General features: G+C 40.6%; 12 protein-coding genes and 1 pseudogene. 1 reads left to right on the top strand and 12 read right to left on the bottom strand.

The genetic code is table 11. The annotated features are described in order from the left end of the window. Window positions 1–4: 4 nt before the first annotated feature. The 8 genes from Q0L39_RS00520 to speB form a co-directional block, all read right to left on the bottom strand. A complete protein-coding gene (locus Q0L39_RS00520) occupies window positions 5–1,684 on the bottom strand; it encodes an ABC transporter substrate-binding protein (protein ID WP_296626384.1) in 1,680 nt (559 codons plus the stop codon). Between the two features lie 147 nt (window positions 1,685–1,831). Then, window positions 1,832–2,533, bottom strand: a complete 702-nt coding sequence (locus Q0L39_RS00515) for a MerR family transcriptional regulator (RefSeq protein WP_296626383.1) — start codon at window positions 2,531–2,533, stop codon at window positions 1,832–1,834. A gap of 455 nt (window positions 2,534–2,988) precedes the next feature. After that, on the bottom strand, window positions 2,989–3,159 hold the full coding sequence (locus tag Q0L39_RS00510; protein WP_296626382.1) for a hypothetical protein: 171 nt from the start codon (window positions 3,157–3,159) through the stop codon (window positions 2,989–2,991). 112 nt (window positions 3,160–3,271) lie between these two features. Then, the gene (locus Q0L39_RS00505) at window positions 3,272–5,566 is read right to left on the bottom strand and encodes a hypothetical protein (protein WP_296626381.1); all 2,295 of its coding nucleotides are present in this window, start codon (window positions 5,564–5,566) and stop codon (window positions 3,272–3,274) included. A gap of 5 nt (window positions 5,567–5,571) precedes the next feature. Then, window positions 5,572–7,575 carry an MMPL family transporter gene (locus Q0L39_RS00500; RefSeq protein WP_296626380.1) on the bottom strand — a complete coding sequence of 668 codons (2,004 nt, stop codon included), beginning with the start codon at window positions 7,573–7,575 and terminating at the stop codon, window positions 5,572–5,574. A gap of 448 nt (window positions 7,576–8,023) precedes the next feature. Next, the gene (gene tnpA / locus Q0L39_RS00495; protein ID WP_296626379.1) at window positions 8,024–8,482 is read right to left on the bottom strand and encodes an IS200/IS605 family transposase; all 459 of its coding nucleotides are present in this window, start codon (window positions 8,480–8,482) and stop codon (window positions 8,024–8,026) included. 208 nt (window positions 8,483–8,690) lie between these two features. After that, on the bottom strand, window positions 8,691–10,139 hold the full coding sequence (locus tag Q0L39_RS00490) for a nucleoside recognition domain-containing protein (RefSeq protein ID WP_296626378.1): 1,449 nt from the start codon (window positions 10,137–10,139) through the stop codon (window positions 8,691–8,693). A 59-nt stretch (window positions 10,140–10,198) separates the two neighbouring features. Then, window positions 10,199–11,152 (bottom strand): agmatinase, encoded by a 954-nt coding sequence (speB, locus tag Q0L39_RS00485; RefSeq protein WP_296626377.1) that lies wholly within the window; start codon window positions 11,150–11,152, stop codon window positions 10,199–10,201. 296 nt (window positions 11,153–11,448) lie between these two features. On the opposite strand from speB, the gene Q0L39_RS00480 reads away from it, so the two are divergent. Next, window positions 11,449–12,360: a LysR family transcriptional regulator gene (locus Q0L39_RS00480; RefSeq protein WP_296626376.1), complete on the top strand. Its 912-nt coding sequence runs from the start codon at window positions 11,449–11,451 to the stop codon at window positions 12,358–12,360. 466 nt (window positions 12,361–12,826) lie between these two features. Here the strand turns inward: Q0L39_RS00480 and Q0L39_RS00475 are convergent, their stop codons facing one another. The 4 genes and pseudogenes from Q0L39_RS00475 to Q0L39_RS00460 all read right to left on the bottom strand — a co-directional run. Then, window positions 12,827–13,399: a hypothetical protein gene (locus Q0L39_RS00475; protein ID WP_296626375.1), complete on the bottom strand. Its 573-nt coding sequence runs from the start codon at window positions 13,397–13,399 to the stop codon at window positions 12,827–12,829. A gap of 334 nt (window positions 13,400–13,733) precedes the next feature. Further along, window positions 13,734–15,347 carry a hypothetical protein gene (locus tag Q0L39_RS00470; RefSeq protein WP_296626374.1) on the bottom strand — a complete coding sequence of 538 codons (1,614 nt, stop codon included), beginning with the start codon at window positions 15,345–15,347 and terminating at the stop codon, window positions 13,734–13,736. Further along, window positions 15,344–16,384, bottom strand: coding sequence for a hypothetical protein (locus Q0L39_RS00465; RefSeq protein ID WP_296626373.1), 1,041 nt, complete (start codon window positions 16,382–16,384; stop codon window positions 15,344–15,346). Before Q0L39_RS00465 ends, Q0L39_RS00470 begins: the two co-directional genes overlap by 4 nt. Before the next feature lie 147 nt (window positions 16,385–16,531). Then, window positions 16,532–16,783 (bottom strand): annotated as a pseudogene (locus Q0L39_RS00460) (recombinase family protein); the annotation flags it as partial.

The raw sequence follows: 16,783 nt of genomic DNA, 5'->3' as shown, positions 1-16,783 counted from the left end.
TGTTCTATTCCATGGTGATCTGGGTGTAATCTTCAAATACTGGATATTTTTCGATTGCATCCAAACCTTTGAATTCTTTTCTGGCAACCATGACATAGTTGGTGTTTGCCATTGGGTACAGCGAGTAGTCTTCGTTCATCTGAATCTGAAGCTGTTTGTAGAGTTCTTCTCTTTCGGTCAGGTCGATCGACTGAGCAGCTTTTTCCCACAGTGCACTGGTTTCCTCGCTCATGTAGAAGCCGTTCTGGATCAGATCGCCCTTCCAGGAGGACATCTTGGTTGCTGGGTCAGCATTCAGAGAATCCATACCGTTGGTTGCGAGATCCCAGGAAGTGTCCTCGGTAGTCTTTCCGCCTCTCCATGCTGCAAAGAGGTGTGCGAAAAATTCGCTGGTATCGTAAGCCTGAATGTTTACCTCAACACCGATCTGTTTGAGCTGCTGCTGAACAATCTGTGCTGTTTCTTTCATGTTCGGTCTTGCAGAGAAGTAAATGTAGTTGAGGGTCATATCGGTCAGACCGCTTTCCTCTGCCAGACGTTTTGCCTCTTCCAGATCCTGCTGATAACCTTCCATCTCGTCATTGTAGTACAGGTTTTCTGGCGAGCAGAAGTTGGTTGCTGCAACTGCCAGCTCTTCGGAACCGTAGGCGCCCATGATGATCTCATCGACATTCAGTGCAAGGCAAACTGCTTTTCTTGCATCTTCATTCTTCCAGATATCGCACTGATAGTTGAAGGTCAGATAGTTCAGACGGCCTTCTGGAATGGAGTAGACGGTGTAGTTGTCGTCTGCTTTGTACTTGTCCAGCTTGGTCTGGCTGGTAACACGCATCATCGAGATCTCACCAGCCTGCAGAGCTGCTTCCTGTGCGCTCAGATCCGGCATCATCTTGATTACTACCTGATCCAGGCTTGCTGCACCTCTGTAGTAATCATCAAATCTCTCGTAAACGATGGATTCACCTTCGTTATATTCTTTGAGTTTGAATGGACCGGAACCGATTGCCATGTTGAGTTCTTCGGTCATATCCTTGATGCAGGTCTGTCCGCCGAATACATGCTCTGGCAGCAGTTTGATACGACTAAACTCACTTTCAAATGCGGAATATGGTTTTGCAAGGGTAATATCAACGGTCAGGTCGTCCACCTTTTCTACCGATGCGATCGGATCGCCGTCATATACAACATACTGGCTCTGGCTGCCGGTGTTGGAAGGATCCAGCAGCACGTTGACGGTGTAGACAACGTCATCTGCGGTGATCGGCTCACCATCGTGCCACAGAGCACCATCGGTCAGCTTCATGCGGTAGTGGCAGCCATCATCAGAGGTTGCTTCCAGGCTTTCTGCAAGATAGCATCTGGTGCCGGTGCTGGATACGATAAACAGCGAATCATAGCATGGATTTGCTGCCATCTGTCCGTCGTCACTGCCGTAGATGCTGTATGGAGTCAGCGAGGTGATGGAGCTGGAGTTGATTGGAACAATAAATGTACCACCTTCCGACGATTCTGTCGATTCTTCTGCTGTCTCCTCGGTAGCTTCAGTTTCCTCAGCAGTTTCTGTCTCGGTGGATGTTGTGGTCTGTGTTTCTGCTGTTTCTTCCGATGTGCTGCTAGAACCGCAGGCAGCCATGGAAACAGCCATTGTCATTGCAAGCAAGAATGCGATTACACGCCTTTTCATGCTTTTTACCTCCTTGAAGAAATATAGTGACCCTGTCGTCCGCTTCATGTTACGCCTGTGTCCGACACACAAGTCAAGACTGCTTCTTTCAAGGCAGAATCGGTATAAAAATATCAAAAATTAAACTTTCCTTTTCCTCTGTTGTGATTACTTTTTTGTGATCAATATTTCATCAGACAATGTATATCCAAGCTCTGTTCCTCTGAAATAAGCTTCCTGAATCGTTTGCTTAAGCGCTTCTTCTCCTCGAAAAACAACCTGTCGGCGATACACCTTTTGATAACTCCATTTTTTCCTTTTACATTCTTTGCATCTTTCACCCATGATAAAGCTTTCCCGAATCACTTCACATTCTGTTACCTGCACAAAATTTCTCTCCTGATCCATCTGTAAAAGCAATGCATCTCGCGTAAACAGCTTGCGCCGGTCATCCACTTCTAAATTGGGACAGTCGATACAAAACTCTCTGTTATAATCAATATTGAATCCGTAGTGAAACCGGCTGTCATTGCCTATCAGTCGCTCCAGGCGATTGATTCTTTCCAAGTCAAAGCTTAACTGCCGAATTTTCTCTTCGGTTCTTTTGCGTAAATTTTCCAGATATCCTATCCTGATTTCGGCAGCTGTGGCTTGATTATAGTCAATAATCTCGTCAACTGTAAACCCCAGATCACGGTAATCCAAGATTTTTTTGAGCTTTTGTACATTATACTCATCAAATACACGGTATTGGTTTTCAGATCTGTCTGGCTCAATCAATCCTTTTTTCTCGTAATATTTGATGGTATCCCGACTGATTCCAAATTTTTTCATTATTTCTTTTACATAATAGGTTTTTTCCCAAAGCACAATCTCGGCTCCATTTCCATAGAATGTTTTCCTTTCATTATATACTTATGTCTTAGACCCACGTCAATATTCTTCCTGATTTCTTTTATCTATACATATATCTACATATTATTTTTTATTTCTATGGAATTTGTCATTTTCGACACTTTGCTAAAAAGAAAATGATAAATTACATAAAATTAAGTAAAATTAACAAAGTAGAATTTTGATTTTTTTCCTCGAACAGAATCATTTTTATTTGTTCTATAAGGCATCTTCTGCTGAATAGTTAAAACATGTTGTTTTTCAATATATTTCCGTGATCACTGGAACCTATTAAGTCCTTAGAACTGATGGCCTTTTGATGCCTGTTCGGCACCATAAAAAAGGAGTTCCCGAAGGAACTCCTTTTTATCTTCATCCATATTATCTTACATACCCCATCTTTCATAGACACAGATTGGAGAAAACTTCCTTTACTGCGGCAGCTCCAGATAGATTTCAAAGCAATCGTCCCGAAGTTCCACCTCATACTGACCATTTTCCAATGCTTCTCCGGTGGTATGTTCGCTGACAGCAAGCTGCTCCAATCTCTCTGTCACCAAGGTTTGAGATTCAAAGTCCAGCTTTGAATCCAGCGTCGTCATAATTTCAAATCCATCATAACTTTCATCCTCGATGTTCTTGATACCGGTATACTTTTCGTTGTATCACAGTGCCGCCCAAAAAGAAAGCATTGCATAGAATGTTCAAAAAAGCTTAGTTTTCGTTATACAGTCCAAACAGTTTTAGGAATTTCTGCCAGAAGGTCAGCTTTGGCTGTTCTGCCGGTTCTTCTTCTGAAACATCCTGCTCTTGGATTGGCTCTGTCTGGATGACAAACTGAACTGCCTTGACATTGGTGTTTTCGTCCGAGACAAATGAACCGATATCACTAACATCTCCAGTGATATCACTGACCAAATTATCGATCTGCTCATCAATCTCGCTGTCCATTCCACTGGTTTTGTCACGCATTTCTCCGGTGCCGTCTTTCAGCTCCCCTGCACCATCATAAAAATCGGACATTCCCTGTGCCATATCGACTGTTCCGTTATACAGGGTACTGGTTCCATCTTTGAGCTTTTCGCTTCCTCCGACCAGCTGTTTTGCTCCATCCACCAACTGACCGTATCCGTCCAGAATTTTTGCTACACCGCCTGTATAACTGTTGATTCCTTGATCCAAAACATCATACTGCTCAACGAGCATATCGATTCCTTCGGAAAGCTTCGACAATCCCAGCAGCATTTCTTTGAGCTGTGTCCCAAGGCCTTCAATCACAGAATTAAATTGTTGATAGTTTGTCTGTAGTTTTTCTGCCCCACTCATCAGTTCTCCGACACCCGGAACTGCGGAACTCAGAAAAGTCTCTGTACCCTTTACCAATGCAAGATTTCCGTTAAACAGTTGCTTTACAGTTTCTAATTGTTGAATCAAGTCTCTGAGTAAAGAAATCTGCGCCTGAATTTCCTCCTGTGAGGTAACCGAACTGCCGGAAGAATAATAATCATCCGTTGAGCTTTCTACTCCTATCATTTGTGCGCTCTCATCTGTTTGCAACTCATCCGAAGCTCCTGCGTCCTCACTATTTTGGGAAGTCTCCAAGGAATCCTCCTGACTATTCTCTTCCTGAGGCACCATATCCTGAGAATTATCTGTACTTTCTTTTTCAGAAGGCTGCTGTGTTCCTTCTTCAGTATGTTCCTCCGAAACATCCGGCAAAGGCATTGTTTGGGCCGGAGCATCCGGCTCCGGCGAAACCGAGCTTTGGGACAGCATATCGATAACATCATTGAGCGCATCGATGATACCATCAATCATTTCGACTGCTGAACCATTTCCCTGCTGCAATTTTTCCAGTCCATCTTCTCCCAGTCCTGCTTGGTACTGATCGATTCCGTTCTTCAATGTCGAGATTCCTCCAACTAGCTCACCGATCCCATCATTGATCTCGTTGGATGCTTTTACTAGCTCATCGATTTGGTCACTAGATGCAGAGATGGATTGTAAGGACGCTTGGATGGTTTCCAGCGCCTCTTTTACCTTTGCCGAACCCTCTGTAAGGTCATCCGAGTTGGAATCCAGTTCGAGCAAACCATCTTGGACCTTTAAGATACCGTCATAAAGCTCTTGAACGCCTCCGTCCAGATCACTCATTCCATCACGCAGATCTAGTGCTCCGCTTTCCAGATCACTGCTTCCGTTCTTTAGGTCGGATGCACCGTCTTTCAGCTCTAAGCTGCCATCATCCAGTTTCACGATTCCATCCACCAGCTCATCGACCTTGGACATCAGTTCTTCGTCGTCCACATCAATGTTTAAGGAAAGTGGGACTCCGTTGACTGCTATTGCTGGCATCTCAAAATCCTTTACATCCGCTGTGATGGTGAGATCTGCTTCTTTCCCCGGAAGGATAGTATACGTCAGCTGCTTCTTGCTTCCGACATTTGCTACGGTTGCATCTTCGGTCACGATATTCTCACATTGATTGGTATCCAGCGTAACCGATGCCTGAAGCGCATAATTTTCAAAAAATGTGCCGCTGCAATCCGGATTCTTGCGGATCGACATGGTGATTTTTAATGCACCGCTCTTTCCTGCGATCTCCTCTGCTGGATATTCCTTCCCATCCAGATAGTAGTGGAGCGAAAAATCCCAAGGCATCACATTTTTAGAAAGCTTTCCCTCATAGTAAAGCTTTCCTGCCTTTGCATCCACAGTGATCTTATCTCCCGAGTATTCGATCTTGTCGGTCGTTGTCATATTCCGCAGGCTTTCATAGCTGCCGTAATCGACGATCTGACCGTCTTTATCCAAATCAAAAATATTGACGACGTTGATTTCCTTCACAGAACCATCTGTATTCAAGTTGACATACACTACTTCTTCTTTTGGAGTGTTCGGTACTGCCTCGGCAGCAAGCGGCGAAATGGTCATGGAAGTAGAAAGGATTACGGCCATGACACATGCAACTATACGATTCCATTTTTTCTTTGTATCGATGTAACTCATCGTTTCTATGCCTCCTGTTCTTTTGGTTCATTTTGTTTTCTTGTGTGCTTTACTTTAAGTTTTGGCGGCTGAACGATCAGTCGGTCAAACAGATATAACAAGCCTGGAAGGACGAACAAAACGATTGCTAATGAAAAGATAGCTCCGCGTCCAATAAAGAGTCCCAGCTGTGCAAGAAGCTGATTGGTGGAAATATATCCCATCAGCAAACCAACTACGGTCAGTACACTGCCGGAAGTCAAAATCGAAACGGTTACGTCGGAAATTGTTTCGACAACTGCCTGTTTTTTATCAAATCTCTGCCTGTTTTCCTTATAACGGTCGGTCATCAAAATTGCATAATCGACGGTCGCTCCAAGCTGGATGGAACTGATAATCAGGTATGCAATATAGAAGATCGTCGTGTCCATAAAATATGGTACCGAGAGGTTCAGCCAGGTTGCCGTCTCGATGCTCAGCACCAGGATCACCGGCAGGGATATCGAATGCAGTGATACCAGCAGTACCAGGAACACTGCGCCGATTGCAAGCATGTTTACTTTCAGCATATCATCCATTACTGTGTTCATCAGGTCATAAGTGCTGACTCCTTCGCCCGCCAGATAATATTCATCCGGATAGTTTTCTGAAGCGATATCCCGAATCTTCTGGACCAGATCAAAGGTCTCCTGACCTTCATAGTCAGCATTGACTGAGATTACCATTCTGCTGTAATCCTCTGAGATTAACTGCGAGATTGTTTTTTCATCCAAATATTCCAGTGGAACCTCAGCTCCTGCCAGATCCACATAGGAGATAATGTCACTTACCTGCGGCAGTGTGTGCAGCTCATTGGAGAGCTCCTTCTCTGTCGCGGTATCTCCGGCAGATACCATCAAAACATAGGTATCACTCTTGCCGAATACCGACTCAATCGCTGCCGTATCATCTCCCAGTCGGGTTCCTTCTCCAAAGATGTGGGAAGAACCAAAGTAATAGTCGTTTGCGTTGGATGCAAGATAGGACGGGATAAAGATTATCAGAAAGATGCACACCATCGGGATGGAGATCTTTCTGACAAACCCTCCAAATCCACGGAAGGACGGGAGAAGCTGTTTGTGCTTGCTCTTGTCCAGCAGCTTATAAACCGACAAGATAAACGCCGGCATAAATACAAACACAACAATCAGGCTGATTGCAACGCCCTTTGCAAGTGCAAGTCCAAGGTCCGGTCCGATCTTAAATCGCATCAATACCAAGGCTAAAAATCCAATTACTGTTGTCAGACCACTGGACAAAATCGAGGATGTCGATTTGCACAAAGCATCGATCATCGCCGACTGCGGATCGCTGTTTTCCAGTCGGCATTCTTCAAAGCGATGAATCAGAAATACCGAATAATCCAAAGAAACCGCAAGCTGCAAAACGCTTCCAGCAGCATTTGTTACAAAGGATATTTCACCAAACATTAGGTTCGTACCGTCATTGATGATGATTGCTACACCAAGGCCAATCAAAATCACCAGCGGTTCCAGCCAATAATTGGTGGTCGCAAGCAAAACGATCAAAACGAATAAAACAGCAATTACCGTGATTGTCTGTATTTCAGACACGGTGTTGGTCGTTGCATCCGCAGTCGCTACCGCACTTCCTGCAATTGCGTTATCTTGGCCAACCAAATCTTCGATCCCTGCTACTGCTTCGATCCTCTTGTCTTCTTCTATGGTAACAGTGAACAACGCGGTATTATCTTTATAATATGTTTCCACCACTTTTGGGTCTAAGTTATCAAGTGGAGTGGTAATATCTACTGAATCATCCAACCAGGTGACAGCGCTCACACCATCGATTGCTTCCAGTTTTTCTTTATAATCAAGTGCCTGTGGAATGGTGACATCAGAAACCATTACGCGAGCATTTGGAATTCCTCCCTCAAACTCCTGCCCCAAAACATCGATTGCTATCGTTGAGGGACTGTCATCTGGAAGATAGTCATTGATGTCGTAATCTACCGACACCATGCTCTTCATAAAAAAGCTGATGATCGATAGAATCAAGAAAAAGCAAATTACTGTTTTTCGCTTCCTGACTACTATGCTGTAAAACTTTCGCATTTTTCCTCTTCCTCTCTTGCATTCATCTTACAGTAAACAATATTATAGATAAAAACAAGGTAGAGAAAATAGTCAGATTCCCAGATTTGTCTAAATTTCAGACAAATCTGGGAATCTGACGGACAGCACTTTTTCTATGGACGATAATTTATAAAACTATCTTTTGCATTTATGAATAATGCATGAAACCTTCGTTAAATCATATCCAAATTTCACAGTAATCGTAAACAAACTCCTTTAAGAATTAGGTGTTAAAGTAAATATCCACCGGCATAGCCGGTGGCTTTACGGATGCGCCTGTAAGGCTCTGTTACTAGCAGCGCCTGCAGGCGCTTTTTGCGACCTGACACCTGCGAGGGGATTGTTACTTGCTACCCGTAAACGGGTCTGCATACTCCTTTAGTGTCAGCTGATCGTGAAGCTGATCCTCTTTCAACTGATTTTGTATATATTCAGATATCTTTTTTGCATTCTTTCCTACTGTATCTACGTAGTACCCTCTGCACCAAAAGCTTCTGTTCCCATATTTATATTTTAGATTTCCGTGTCTTTCATGTATCAGAATACTGCTCTTTCCTTTCAAAAAACCCATGAATCCAGATACACTTTCCTTGGGTGGTATTTCTACGAGCATATGGATATGGTCGGGGCATACTTCCGCTTCAATGATATTTACTCCTTTCCACTCACATAGCTCTCTGAGTATTTTTCCTATTTCCGCCTTGTGTTCTCCATAAAATATTTTTCTCCTATATTTCGGTGCAAAGACAATATGGTATTTACAATTCCAACTTGTATGTGCTAAACTTTTTGTGTCATTCATTTTGAATGTCCTCCTTTTGGTTTTTAGTTTGCAGTTGTCAGGCCGCATACTGATTTTACCAAAAGGAGTTTTTATTTCCTACTTATCGCTAAAGCTTTTTTGAACCCCCGGCACAGCCGGGGGTTTTCTTATAACAATAAAAACAAGACCTTCTTTCTAGAAGGTCTTGTTTTTAAGGAAAAAGTATGGAATTTTATCAAAATATCGATTAGAACAAAATATGCATAAATACCGCTGTTACCGGAATCGCAATCAAGGTTCTTTCTACAAAGCAGATAATCAGCTCTTTCAAAGAAATCGGCATTTTGGTAGAAAGCATAACGATGATTGTTTCCGAGAAAAAGATGATCTGTACCATAGCAACAGTAACAACCATGTAGCGTGCACCAGCTGCCAGCATCTCCACCTTGTCCGCAATCATCATAACAGGCAGGAACATCTCTGCAATGCCAACTGGGAAAGATGGTGCGATCTCTGCCGCATTTGGAACCTGCAGCAGCACCAGGAGTGGTTCAAACACTTTACCAATCCAGTTAAAGACAGGTGTATAGTTTGCTACGATCATGGCAACAGTACCGACAGCTGCAAGCAGGGAAATAACCTTTGGAAGGACAAAATATCCGTCTTTCAGGCTGTTTTTAATCTCTGTGGACAGCTTTGGAGCAGTGTATGCTTTTTTGACCGCTCTCTCAACACCCTTTTTCAGAGCACCTTCATCAGAATGACGTTCTCTCTGAATATCTTCTTTCGTCTGTTTTCTTCCGTCAATAAAAACAGACTCTTTGGTAGACAGAGGCGGGATTCTCGCCATAAAGATGCTTACAATCAGAGTAATGAGCAATGCAAGGAAATAAACCAGCAGAAAATGTTCTGCCAATCCGGCTGTTTCAATCGCCATGTACGCAAATCCAACACTGACAGCGCTGAAACCGGTTACAATAATGCAGGCTTCTTTTTTGGTATACACACCGCTTCGATACAGTTTGCTTGTAATCAATACACCAACAGAGGAAGAGCTGACAAAGGAAGCTATTGCATTGACCGCACTGCGTCCTGGAACCTTGAATACAGGGCGCATCAATGGTTCCATCAGACTTCCAATCAGATCTACAATGCCGTAGTTTAAAAGGAAAGGCATAAAGAAGGCGCTAACAGGAATGATCCATGCAACGTCAATCGCAACCGGGAAAACAGTTCCACCGGTATGAGCACCAACCAGCCATTCCGGACCACTGAATGCTGCAAAGGTTTGATCTAAAACATAAACAACCGCAAATGCAGAACCAAGCAGATAGAAAATTGCATGGACGATGGAATCATCTTCATAATATTTGTAGAGTTTTGACTCTTTGTTTTTACAGATAAACTTGCTGTAAATGCTCAAAGGTCCATTTACAATAATGATGCTGCAGATCATCCAGATACCAACAAGACCCAGTACGCTTTTGATCGTTTTATAAATTGTTCCAAAAACAATATCTGTGTTTCCGTTGATGGTGACTGGAACAAAGAAGACGATAATTGCAATGATCGTAAAGATAATACTTTTGATTGTTCCGGCCTTTTCCTGCTGTGGATTTAACTTCAATGCGTCCAACACATTGTTGTCATTATAATTAATCTGTTCCCCACTGATATTTACTTTATTATCTGACATAATCCACCCTCCTTATGTAATAAATAGGACCGGTCGAACACCAACCGGTCCCGAAATTTTTACTTGTTATTCTTCTTTTTCAAAGCGAGAATAGAAAGATATTCAAATACAATGTTCGCTGCCATGTATGCAGTGATTTCGCCACTATCGTAAGCTGGAAGCACTTCAACAATATCAAAACCAACATAGTTGAGGTCTTTGATTCTTCTTACCATATCCAGTGTTTCAAAGGAGGTGAAACCGCCAACCTCTGGTGTACCGGTACCTGGGGCGTATGCAGGATCTACAAAGTCGATATCGAAGGTCAGGAAGCAAGGTTTGTCCCCAACTCTTTCCAGAACTGCCTGGATCAGCGCGTCTGTTCCCATTTCGCGTACTTTGTGAGCTGGGATAAGCTTCATACCAAGTTCAGCAGCCATCTTGTGCTCGTTTGGATCGTACAGGGATCCTCTCATACCAATCTGGATGGAGTGGGATGGATCGATCAGATTTTCTTCGATTGCACGACGGAATGGTGTACCATGGTTATATTTTTCACCGAATACGGTATCACACAGGTCAGAGTGAGAATCGAAATGTACCAGAGCTACAGGACCATATTTTTTAGCAACTGCACGAAGCTCTGCCAGAGTAATCGAATGGTCGCCGCCCAGAACGATCGGAACTGCATTCTTTTCCAAAATCTGACTTACGCCTTCTTCGATTGCTGCATAGGATGGATGAATGTAGCCTGGGGTTACATTGAAGTCACCAATATCGCCGCCTTTGAGGCTTTCCATGATGTTTACCTGAAGAAGAACATTGTTTGGTTTCATCATTGCGGAAATATTTCTGATTGCATTTGGGCCAAAACGAGAACCAGAGCGGAAAGAGCTTGCTGTATCGAATGGAGCACCGGCAATAACGAAATCTAATCCTTCAGCCGAATCAACTTTGCTCATTCTCATAAATGTTCCCATATTGCAGAATCTTGGGGAGGACAGTGCGCTTGCAGGTTGTTTAACTTCAGACATATTCATTCTCCTTTTTCTTACTCATCTTTTGTTTTTAAAGACAATCAATATATGTCTTATATATAAAATACGCTTTATATTGATTGTTTTTTTATTTCTTTTGACAACTAGATTCTATCATGATTTGTCATATTGTTGTTATAGTAAATCTTGATTCGTTATATGAGAAATGATATAATCAAAAACAAGTAAAAAGGAAGATATTTTTTGTTACTATTGTGAATTATTTTTATAATATCGATCTTTTCTAGATAAAAATGTACAGAAAGGAATGTTTCGACAGAATGGACATAAAAATGATGGAATATGTCGTAGAAATCGAGAGATGTGGCTCTATCAACAAAGCTGCCAAAAATCTATATCTTTCTCAGCCTAATTTGAGCAACGCATTAAAAAATCTGGAATCAGAATTAGGCTATACCCTCTTTGTCAGAAAAAATTCTGGAATTCAGCTGACAAATGCTGGCCGCATCTTTTTATCTTCTGCCAAAATTATTGTGTCTGAAATGCAAAAGATCCACCAGATTCCACGCATGTTTACAGAGCACAAAAACATTTCCCTTTCTTGCACGTATTACTCAGTATTTATGCATGAATTTTTGCGTTTCAAAAAAGAAATTTCTCAAGAGGATATCGAAGATAATTTTAAAGAAACCGGTTTAATACAGACCATTCAGGATATTATTGAAAGACATTACCGCATTTGTTTGTTTTACTGTTTTGAATGTAACGAAAGCAAATATCAGAAGATCGCCAAAAAATACAATCTAAACATGCAGTGCATTGCATCTGATATTCCTTTGCAGGTCATGGTTCCTCAAACCCATCCCATTTCCAGAAAAAAATCCATTGATGTGGTTGACCTTCCGCGATATAATCTTGTCAATTATCAAAATTTTGATTTTTCGGACTGGCTGCAAATCTTAGGATTAGAAAATGATCACCGGGTTTTATATGTTTTTGACCGTGGTGGATTGTTTGATGCCGTGCGTGAAAGCGGATATTTTTCGGTCATTATTAAAAGTCATCCAGACTATTCCGCACAAAACGGCTGTGTATTTCTTCCACTGGTCGGACTGAAAGAAAAACTGAAGGTTTTTCTTCTGCAAGAGAACTCCTATCAAATGAACGAGCGGGAACATCGGTTTGTTCAGCAGCTGATTCATTGTATGAAAGATATTTCAGCCAATGAATCTCCTAAAACTTGATTTATTTACGCTGGTTTATCCATACATCTTCTATTACATTCATTTCTTTTCAGCTTTTCTCTATCTACCGCACTATTTTCTCTCTTTCTAATAAAGAGGCTTTTCCCCATCTATCCCGTCACTTTGGTAACAAGAAATATTTTTCTTGTTATATTGTGGAAATAGATCATTGTTATCATGCAGTGCCATTCATCATTGATGATCAGTTTACTGTCTACTATCTCCAGTATTTCGTCTTCGTACTCACCAAGATCAATATCTTTGTGGCTAGCATCGGATAATCTGACTTCCTTCTAAAGTTATTATTGATTTGTTCGTTATTTTTCAGGGCAAATGAAGCAAAATCGGGACAGTTGAGAACACATTGGAAAATACTGATTTAGTAGGGGTAATATTTTGTTCCTTGGATTTTGATACAAAGAAACGCAAAAAAGAGAGATGCAAGCATCTCTCTTTTTCTTTTGTATTAATATTCTGTCAGATTAAGTTCTTGTTCCATTTTCTTTAAGATTAACTTAAGCTCACATGACTTCACAGCATCCAAATAGTCCTGTTTTGCTTTGTCAAATTCTTCTTTAGACATTCCTTTTTCACCTGTTGGAACTAACTTTTGTATGCTTTCTATTATTTTACATACACCTTTCCAAATATCTTCTGAAAATAAAAATTTGCTTTCAGCCAGAGTTTCGGTAACTTGTACATATTTAAATGCAAAAAGCTTATACTGGTAGGTCTTTGGTTCTTCTGAAGCATCATAAAAAGATGTATAAAAAAACTCTTTGATACCTTCTGGTTCTTTTGATACAAAAACACAAGCTGAAAAAAAATCACATGAAATCAATGTTCTATACACTCTATATCTTTTTTCAAATAGAGCAATCTTATTTTGTTTATCTGATATTTGTATTGCATACCAAACAGCTAAAAAGGAAGCGATTACACCCAGAACAGATACGATTACGCTCACCCATGAAGCAGTTCCCGAAATAGCATTCCAGCTGTTTTCCAAATCAGGTACATAGGTAATCCGAAACCCCATTTGGTACATCAAAAATATCAGAAACAGAAAAACCAAACCTGAACCAAAAACACAACAAAACAAAGAAAACCCTTATTTTTCAACTTTATTTGCATAACATTTCCTCCTTTGCCTCTTTATTCTGCTCTTTTTCTTCTTATCATGTTTTTCATTAGATACTCCTCCTCATAAACAGTTATTTTATATACCATATACTTTCACAATGAACAAAAGCCCCACCCAGAAAATTCTGAGCAGAGCCTTTGTTTTATATCACTTTCCGTGATAATGAATGGGAAGCGTTGATAAAAAAGATACCATGATAAAAAGAAAGCATAAATATGGGCGCTCTAAATTAAATCTCAATCGAAAGGTCTTTTAACAAAGCAATAAAGGATTTTACAAAAGCACCATCAAGGATTTTGCTTGGAGTATGAGATTGATAATTTATATGATTTACATCGGGTAGGTCATCATATTTGCCAATCTCTTCATGCTTTAATGTTGTTGTCAAAATTACCTGATTACCAATAGATTTTGAGATTTCAAGTACCGTATTTTCTTTTCCGGTAGATAGATCTTCTGCTCTGAAGGAATCGATTACTATTGGAAAGCTGTGTCGCAAGACAAATTGTAAGGCGAATAATTTCACCACATGGAAAATAGTAGCCTCACTTCCAGAATACACTTCATTTCGCTGAGTAAATAAACTTGAATATGTAATATTTCCATCCGGATCAATCTGATGGTAAAGTTCATTCATTTTGCTTATAATAGCTGATAATAAAGCTGTTCTTTGTTCTTGTGTCTCAAGCGATGCATTTTCACTGGCTAATAATTGACTTTTTAATGTAGCAACCTCAGTGTCTATCTCTTTGATTCTGGCCTCTGCCTCTGAAGCCGAAAAAATATCTTTCTTGTAAGCAACAATGGATTCAAGAGACACACTTTCATCATCCATCAGAGATTGTAAACGTTCTTGCTCGATAACTATTTCTGCAGAGAGTCGTTCAATTTCTTCGCTATAGGCAGAAATTTTTTCTGAAATAGAATTAATGATTTCATTTCGCATTTCAACTGTAGAAACATCAAACGAGTAGGATGTTTGAGTCGGCTCTCCGGTGCTAAATGAAATATTTGTAGAGTTGCAATCCATGCACCTTAATTCTCCACACGATATTGTGCGATTTAAAGAACGAAGTTCGTTAATTGTATGCTCCCATTTACTCTTACGAGTAGATGCATTGTTTCGGGCCTTTCGTAATTCCGCAATTTTACTTTGAACTTTTTCAAGACTCGCTATTTTTTTGCCAAATGCGAGACGGTCACTCTCTGCACTAAGATATGAGACAGGTGCTTTTTTTGATTTAAGTATTTTATGTTGTTGTAGTAATAGTTTTTTCTCATCAGAAAGAGCAGATATGTGACTTTTTATCTCGTCAATCTTTTCTTGCGGAAGCTGCTCTCCAGTTAGACCAGCAAATGCGTAAAGCATTTCAATAAAATCCTGTTTATTATAGAAGCCGCGATTAGCGATGTTAGACGTATCCTTCTTATCTTGTCCAACAAAGAAAAGTTGGACATATAGTACTGGATCTACTATCCTTAAAAGTTGATTTTTTACTATTGATGGAAGTGGAAATATATTCCTGTTCCAATATCTTTTAAGTTCAGAGACATTATCGAAAATAAGTACAGTAGATTCACGTTTTAATACAAATCCATCGCCGGATCGACAAAGTTTAAATGTTATTCCAGCTTCTTCAAACTCAATATAGTAGTAATACTTCTGGAATTCAAATGATGTAGGGAATGTTGGTTCATTTCCTAAAGCATACATCATTGATTGGATTACGATTGTCTTTCCCTTATTATTATCATCACTTGAAATGATGTTCACACCATTTGCAAAGTTTTCCTCAATAAATGCTTCATCAGAATTACCTACAGCTACTTTTCGTATCATCATTGTTGAACACCATCCTTGACTACAGAGATAAAGTACTTAAGCGATAGAACATCAAAGTCAGGACACCTGGCAATACAATTGGGGATTGCCTGAATTTTCGTAAATAGAGACTGTACAGAGTCGCCTGGATGCTCGACAATCATTTGATACGTATTCTCAAATAGATACCAAAAACCATCTGCCGCATTTTTATTGAATAATGCTCGACATAAGGCACCTTGGCAATCCTCAAGCATTTCCTTCTGCCTTTCTGGAGGCCAAGCGGTATAGATGCTTACAAAGGATGCCGGTATTCCTTGGCTCAGCGGATCTCTATTAATAATACGCTGTAAAGTCATTAAACGAATTTCATTATTAGTTAAGTGCCTGCAATAGTTTAATGCTTCGTCTGTTGTTTCAATCACAACACCCTCGACTGAAGAAATATTTTTTTTGCTTGCCTGCTTATCCCTTATCTCGTTGAAGATTGCATTAAGTATTTTTTCTTCTGGAATAATATTGGGATGCTGCCTTATAATTGCTTTCACATATTCACTTGGTTTTTTATCATCATCAATGACGAAAAAAACTTTGCTTAAGAAGTCATTAATATTCTCATCGGTTAAGCTTGTGCTATCAATATATTCTTTTGTAGAGCCCTCTTCATATAAGCCTAACTTAATCTGCTTTATTGCTGCGTCTTTGACGTTTTCAAGTCCAAAGGTTGTAAGAGAGGGATTTTTGCGAAGAGTTCCTGTCACACTACCAATGAATAGAATATACGCCTCAAAGGTTAGTGGACTCATATAATTCTTAAATAATGTTACAAGCTCTTTTCCAATAGTTTTGGGACTAACATGATGTGCACCTTTCGATTGGACGTCCCATAATCTGGATGCCATGCTGTCCATCCCAGTTAAATCATTAAAGAAATCTACGACAAAGTAGTATATGTCATCACTATCTGGTCTAAAGTTCATCAGATAGAGCAACGCCTTGGTTTCTGCTTCTGAACCAGATTTTCTTAATTTTTCAGATGATTTTACAGTGTATGACATATTCTCATCTCGCATTCATTTTCAGCTTATGCCTATCCAATATGCTTTTTTATTTTAGCACAAAATTCCCCATTTCTCAACGAGAAAAGCAGGCACAGAGAGACACCGGCAGCGCCCAAGCTGCCAGCATCTCTCTGTGCCTGCTTCTTAGTGAAGGGGCTGGGTAATTTCAAACCCACCGATAAAGCGAATGCGGATTTCTTCTTTGGAGAGGACGGTTACTCGTTCGATCACCCGATATACCAGGGTGTCGGAATACTCCGCAAGGTTGAGATCTTCTGCGGAAATGAGTTCCATGATTTCCTTGGCTTTGCTTTCACGTCCCATATCCTGCTGGGCATCCAGTTCCGCACGTTTTTTCATTTGCCTCAGCTGGAGCATATCGTCGCTGATCTGCTT

It is taken from the genome of uncultured Negativibacillus sp., assembly GCF_944388365.1.
GTDB lineage: Bacteria > Bacillota > Clostridia > Oscillospirales > Ruminococcaceae > Negativibacillus.
This window is presented reverse-complemented; position numbering and strand designations above follow the sequence as displayed.

Coding starts and splice junctions, on each gene's coding strand:
- Q0L39_RS00520 (WP_296626384.1), bottom strand. CDS start 1,684: ATGAAAAGGCGTGTAATCGCATTCTTGCTTGCAATGACAATGGCTGTT.
- Q0L39_RS00510 (WP_296626382.1), bottom strand. CDS start 3,159: ATGACGACGCTGGATTCAAAGCTGGACTTTGAATCTCAAACCTTGGTG.
- Q0L39_RS00505 (WP_296626381.1), bottom strand. CDS start 5,566: ATGAGTTACATCGATACAAAGAAAAAATGGAATCGTATAGTTGCATGT.
- Q0L39_RS00500 (WP_296626380.1), bottom strand. CDS start 7,575: ATGAAGAGCATGGTGTCGGTAGATTACGACATCAATGACTATCTTCCA.
- tnpA (WP_296626379.1), bottom strand. CDS start 8,482: ATGAATGACACAAAAAGTTTAGCACATACAAGTTGGAATTGTAAATAC.
- Q0L39_RS00490 (WP_296626378.1), bottom strand. CDS start 10,139: ATGTCAGATAATAAAGTAAATATCAGTGGGGAACAGATTAATTATAAT.
- speB (WP_296626377.1), bottom strand. CDS start 11,152: ATGTCTGAAGTTAAACAACCTGCAAGCGCACTGTCCTCCCCAAGATTC.
- Q0L39_RS00480 (WP_296626376.1), top strand. CDS start 11,449: ATGATGGAATATGTCGTAGAAATCGAGAGATGTGGCTCTATCAACAAA.
- Q0L39_RS00475 (WP_296626375.1), bottom strand. CDS start 13,399: ATGGGGTTTCGGATTACCTATGTACCTGATTTGGAAAACAGCTGGAAT.
- Q0L39_RS00470 (WP_296626374.1), bottom strand. CDS start 15,347: ATGATGATACGAAAAGTAGCTGTAGGTAATTCTGATGAAGCATTTATT.
- Q0L39_RS00465 (WP_296626373.1), bottom strand. CDS start 16,384: ATGTCATACACTGTAAAATCATCTGAAAAATTAAGAAAATCTGGTTCA.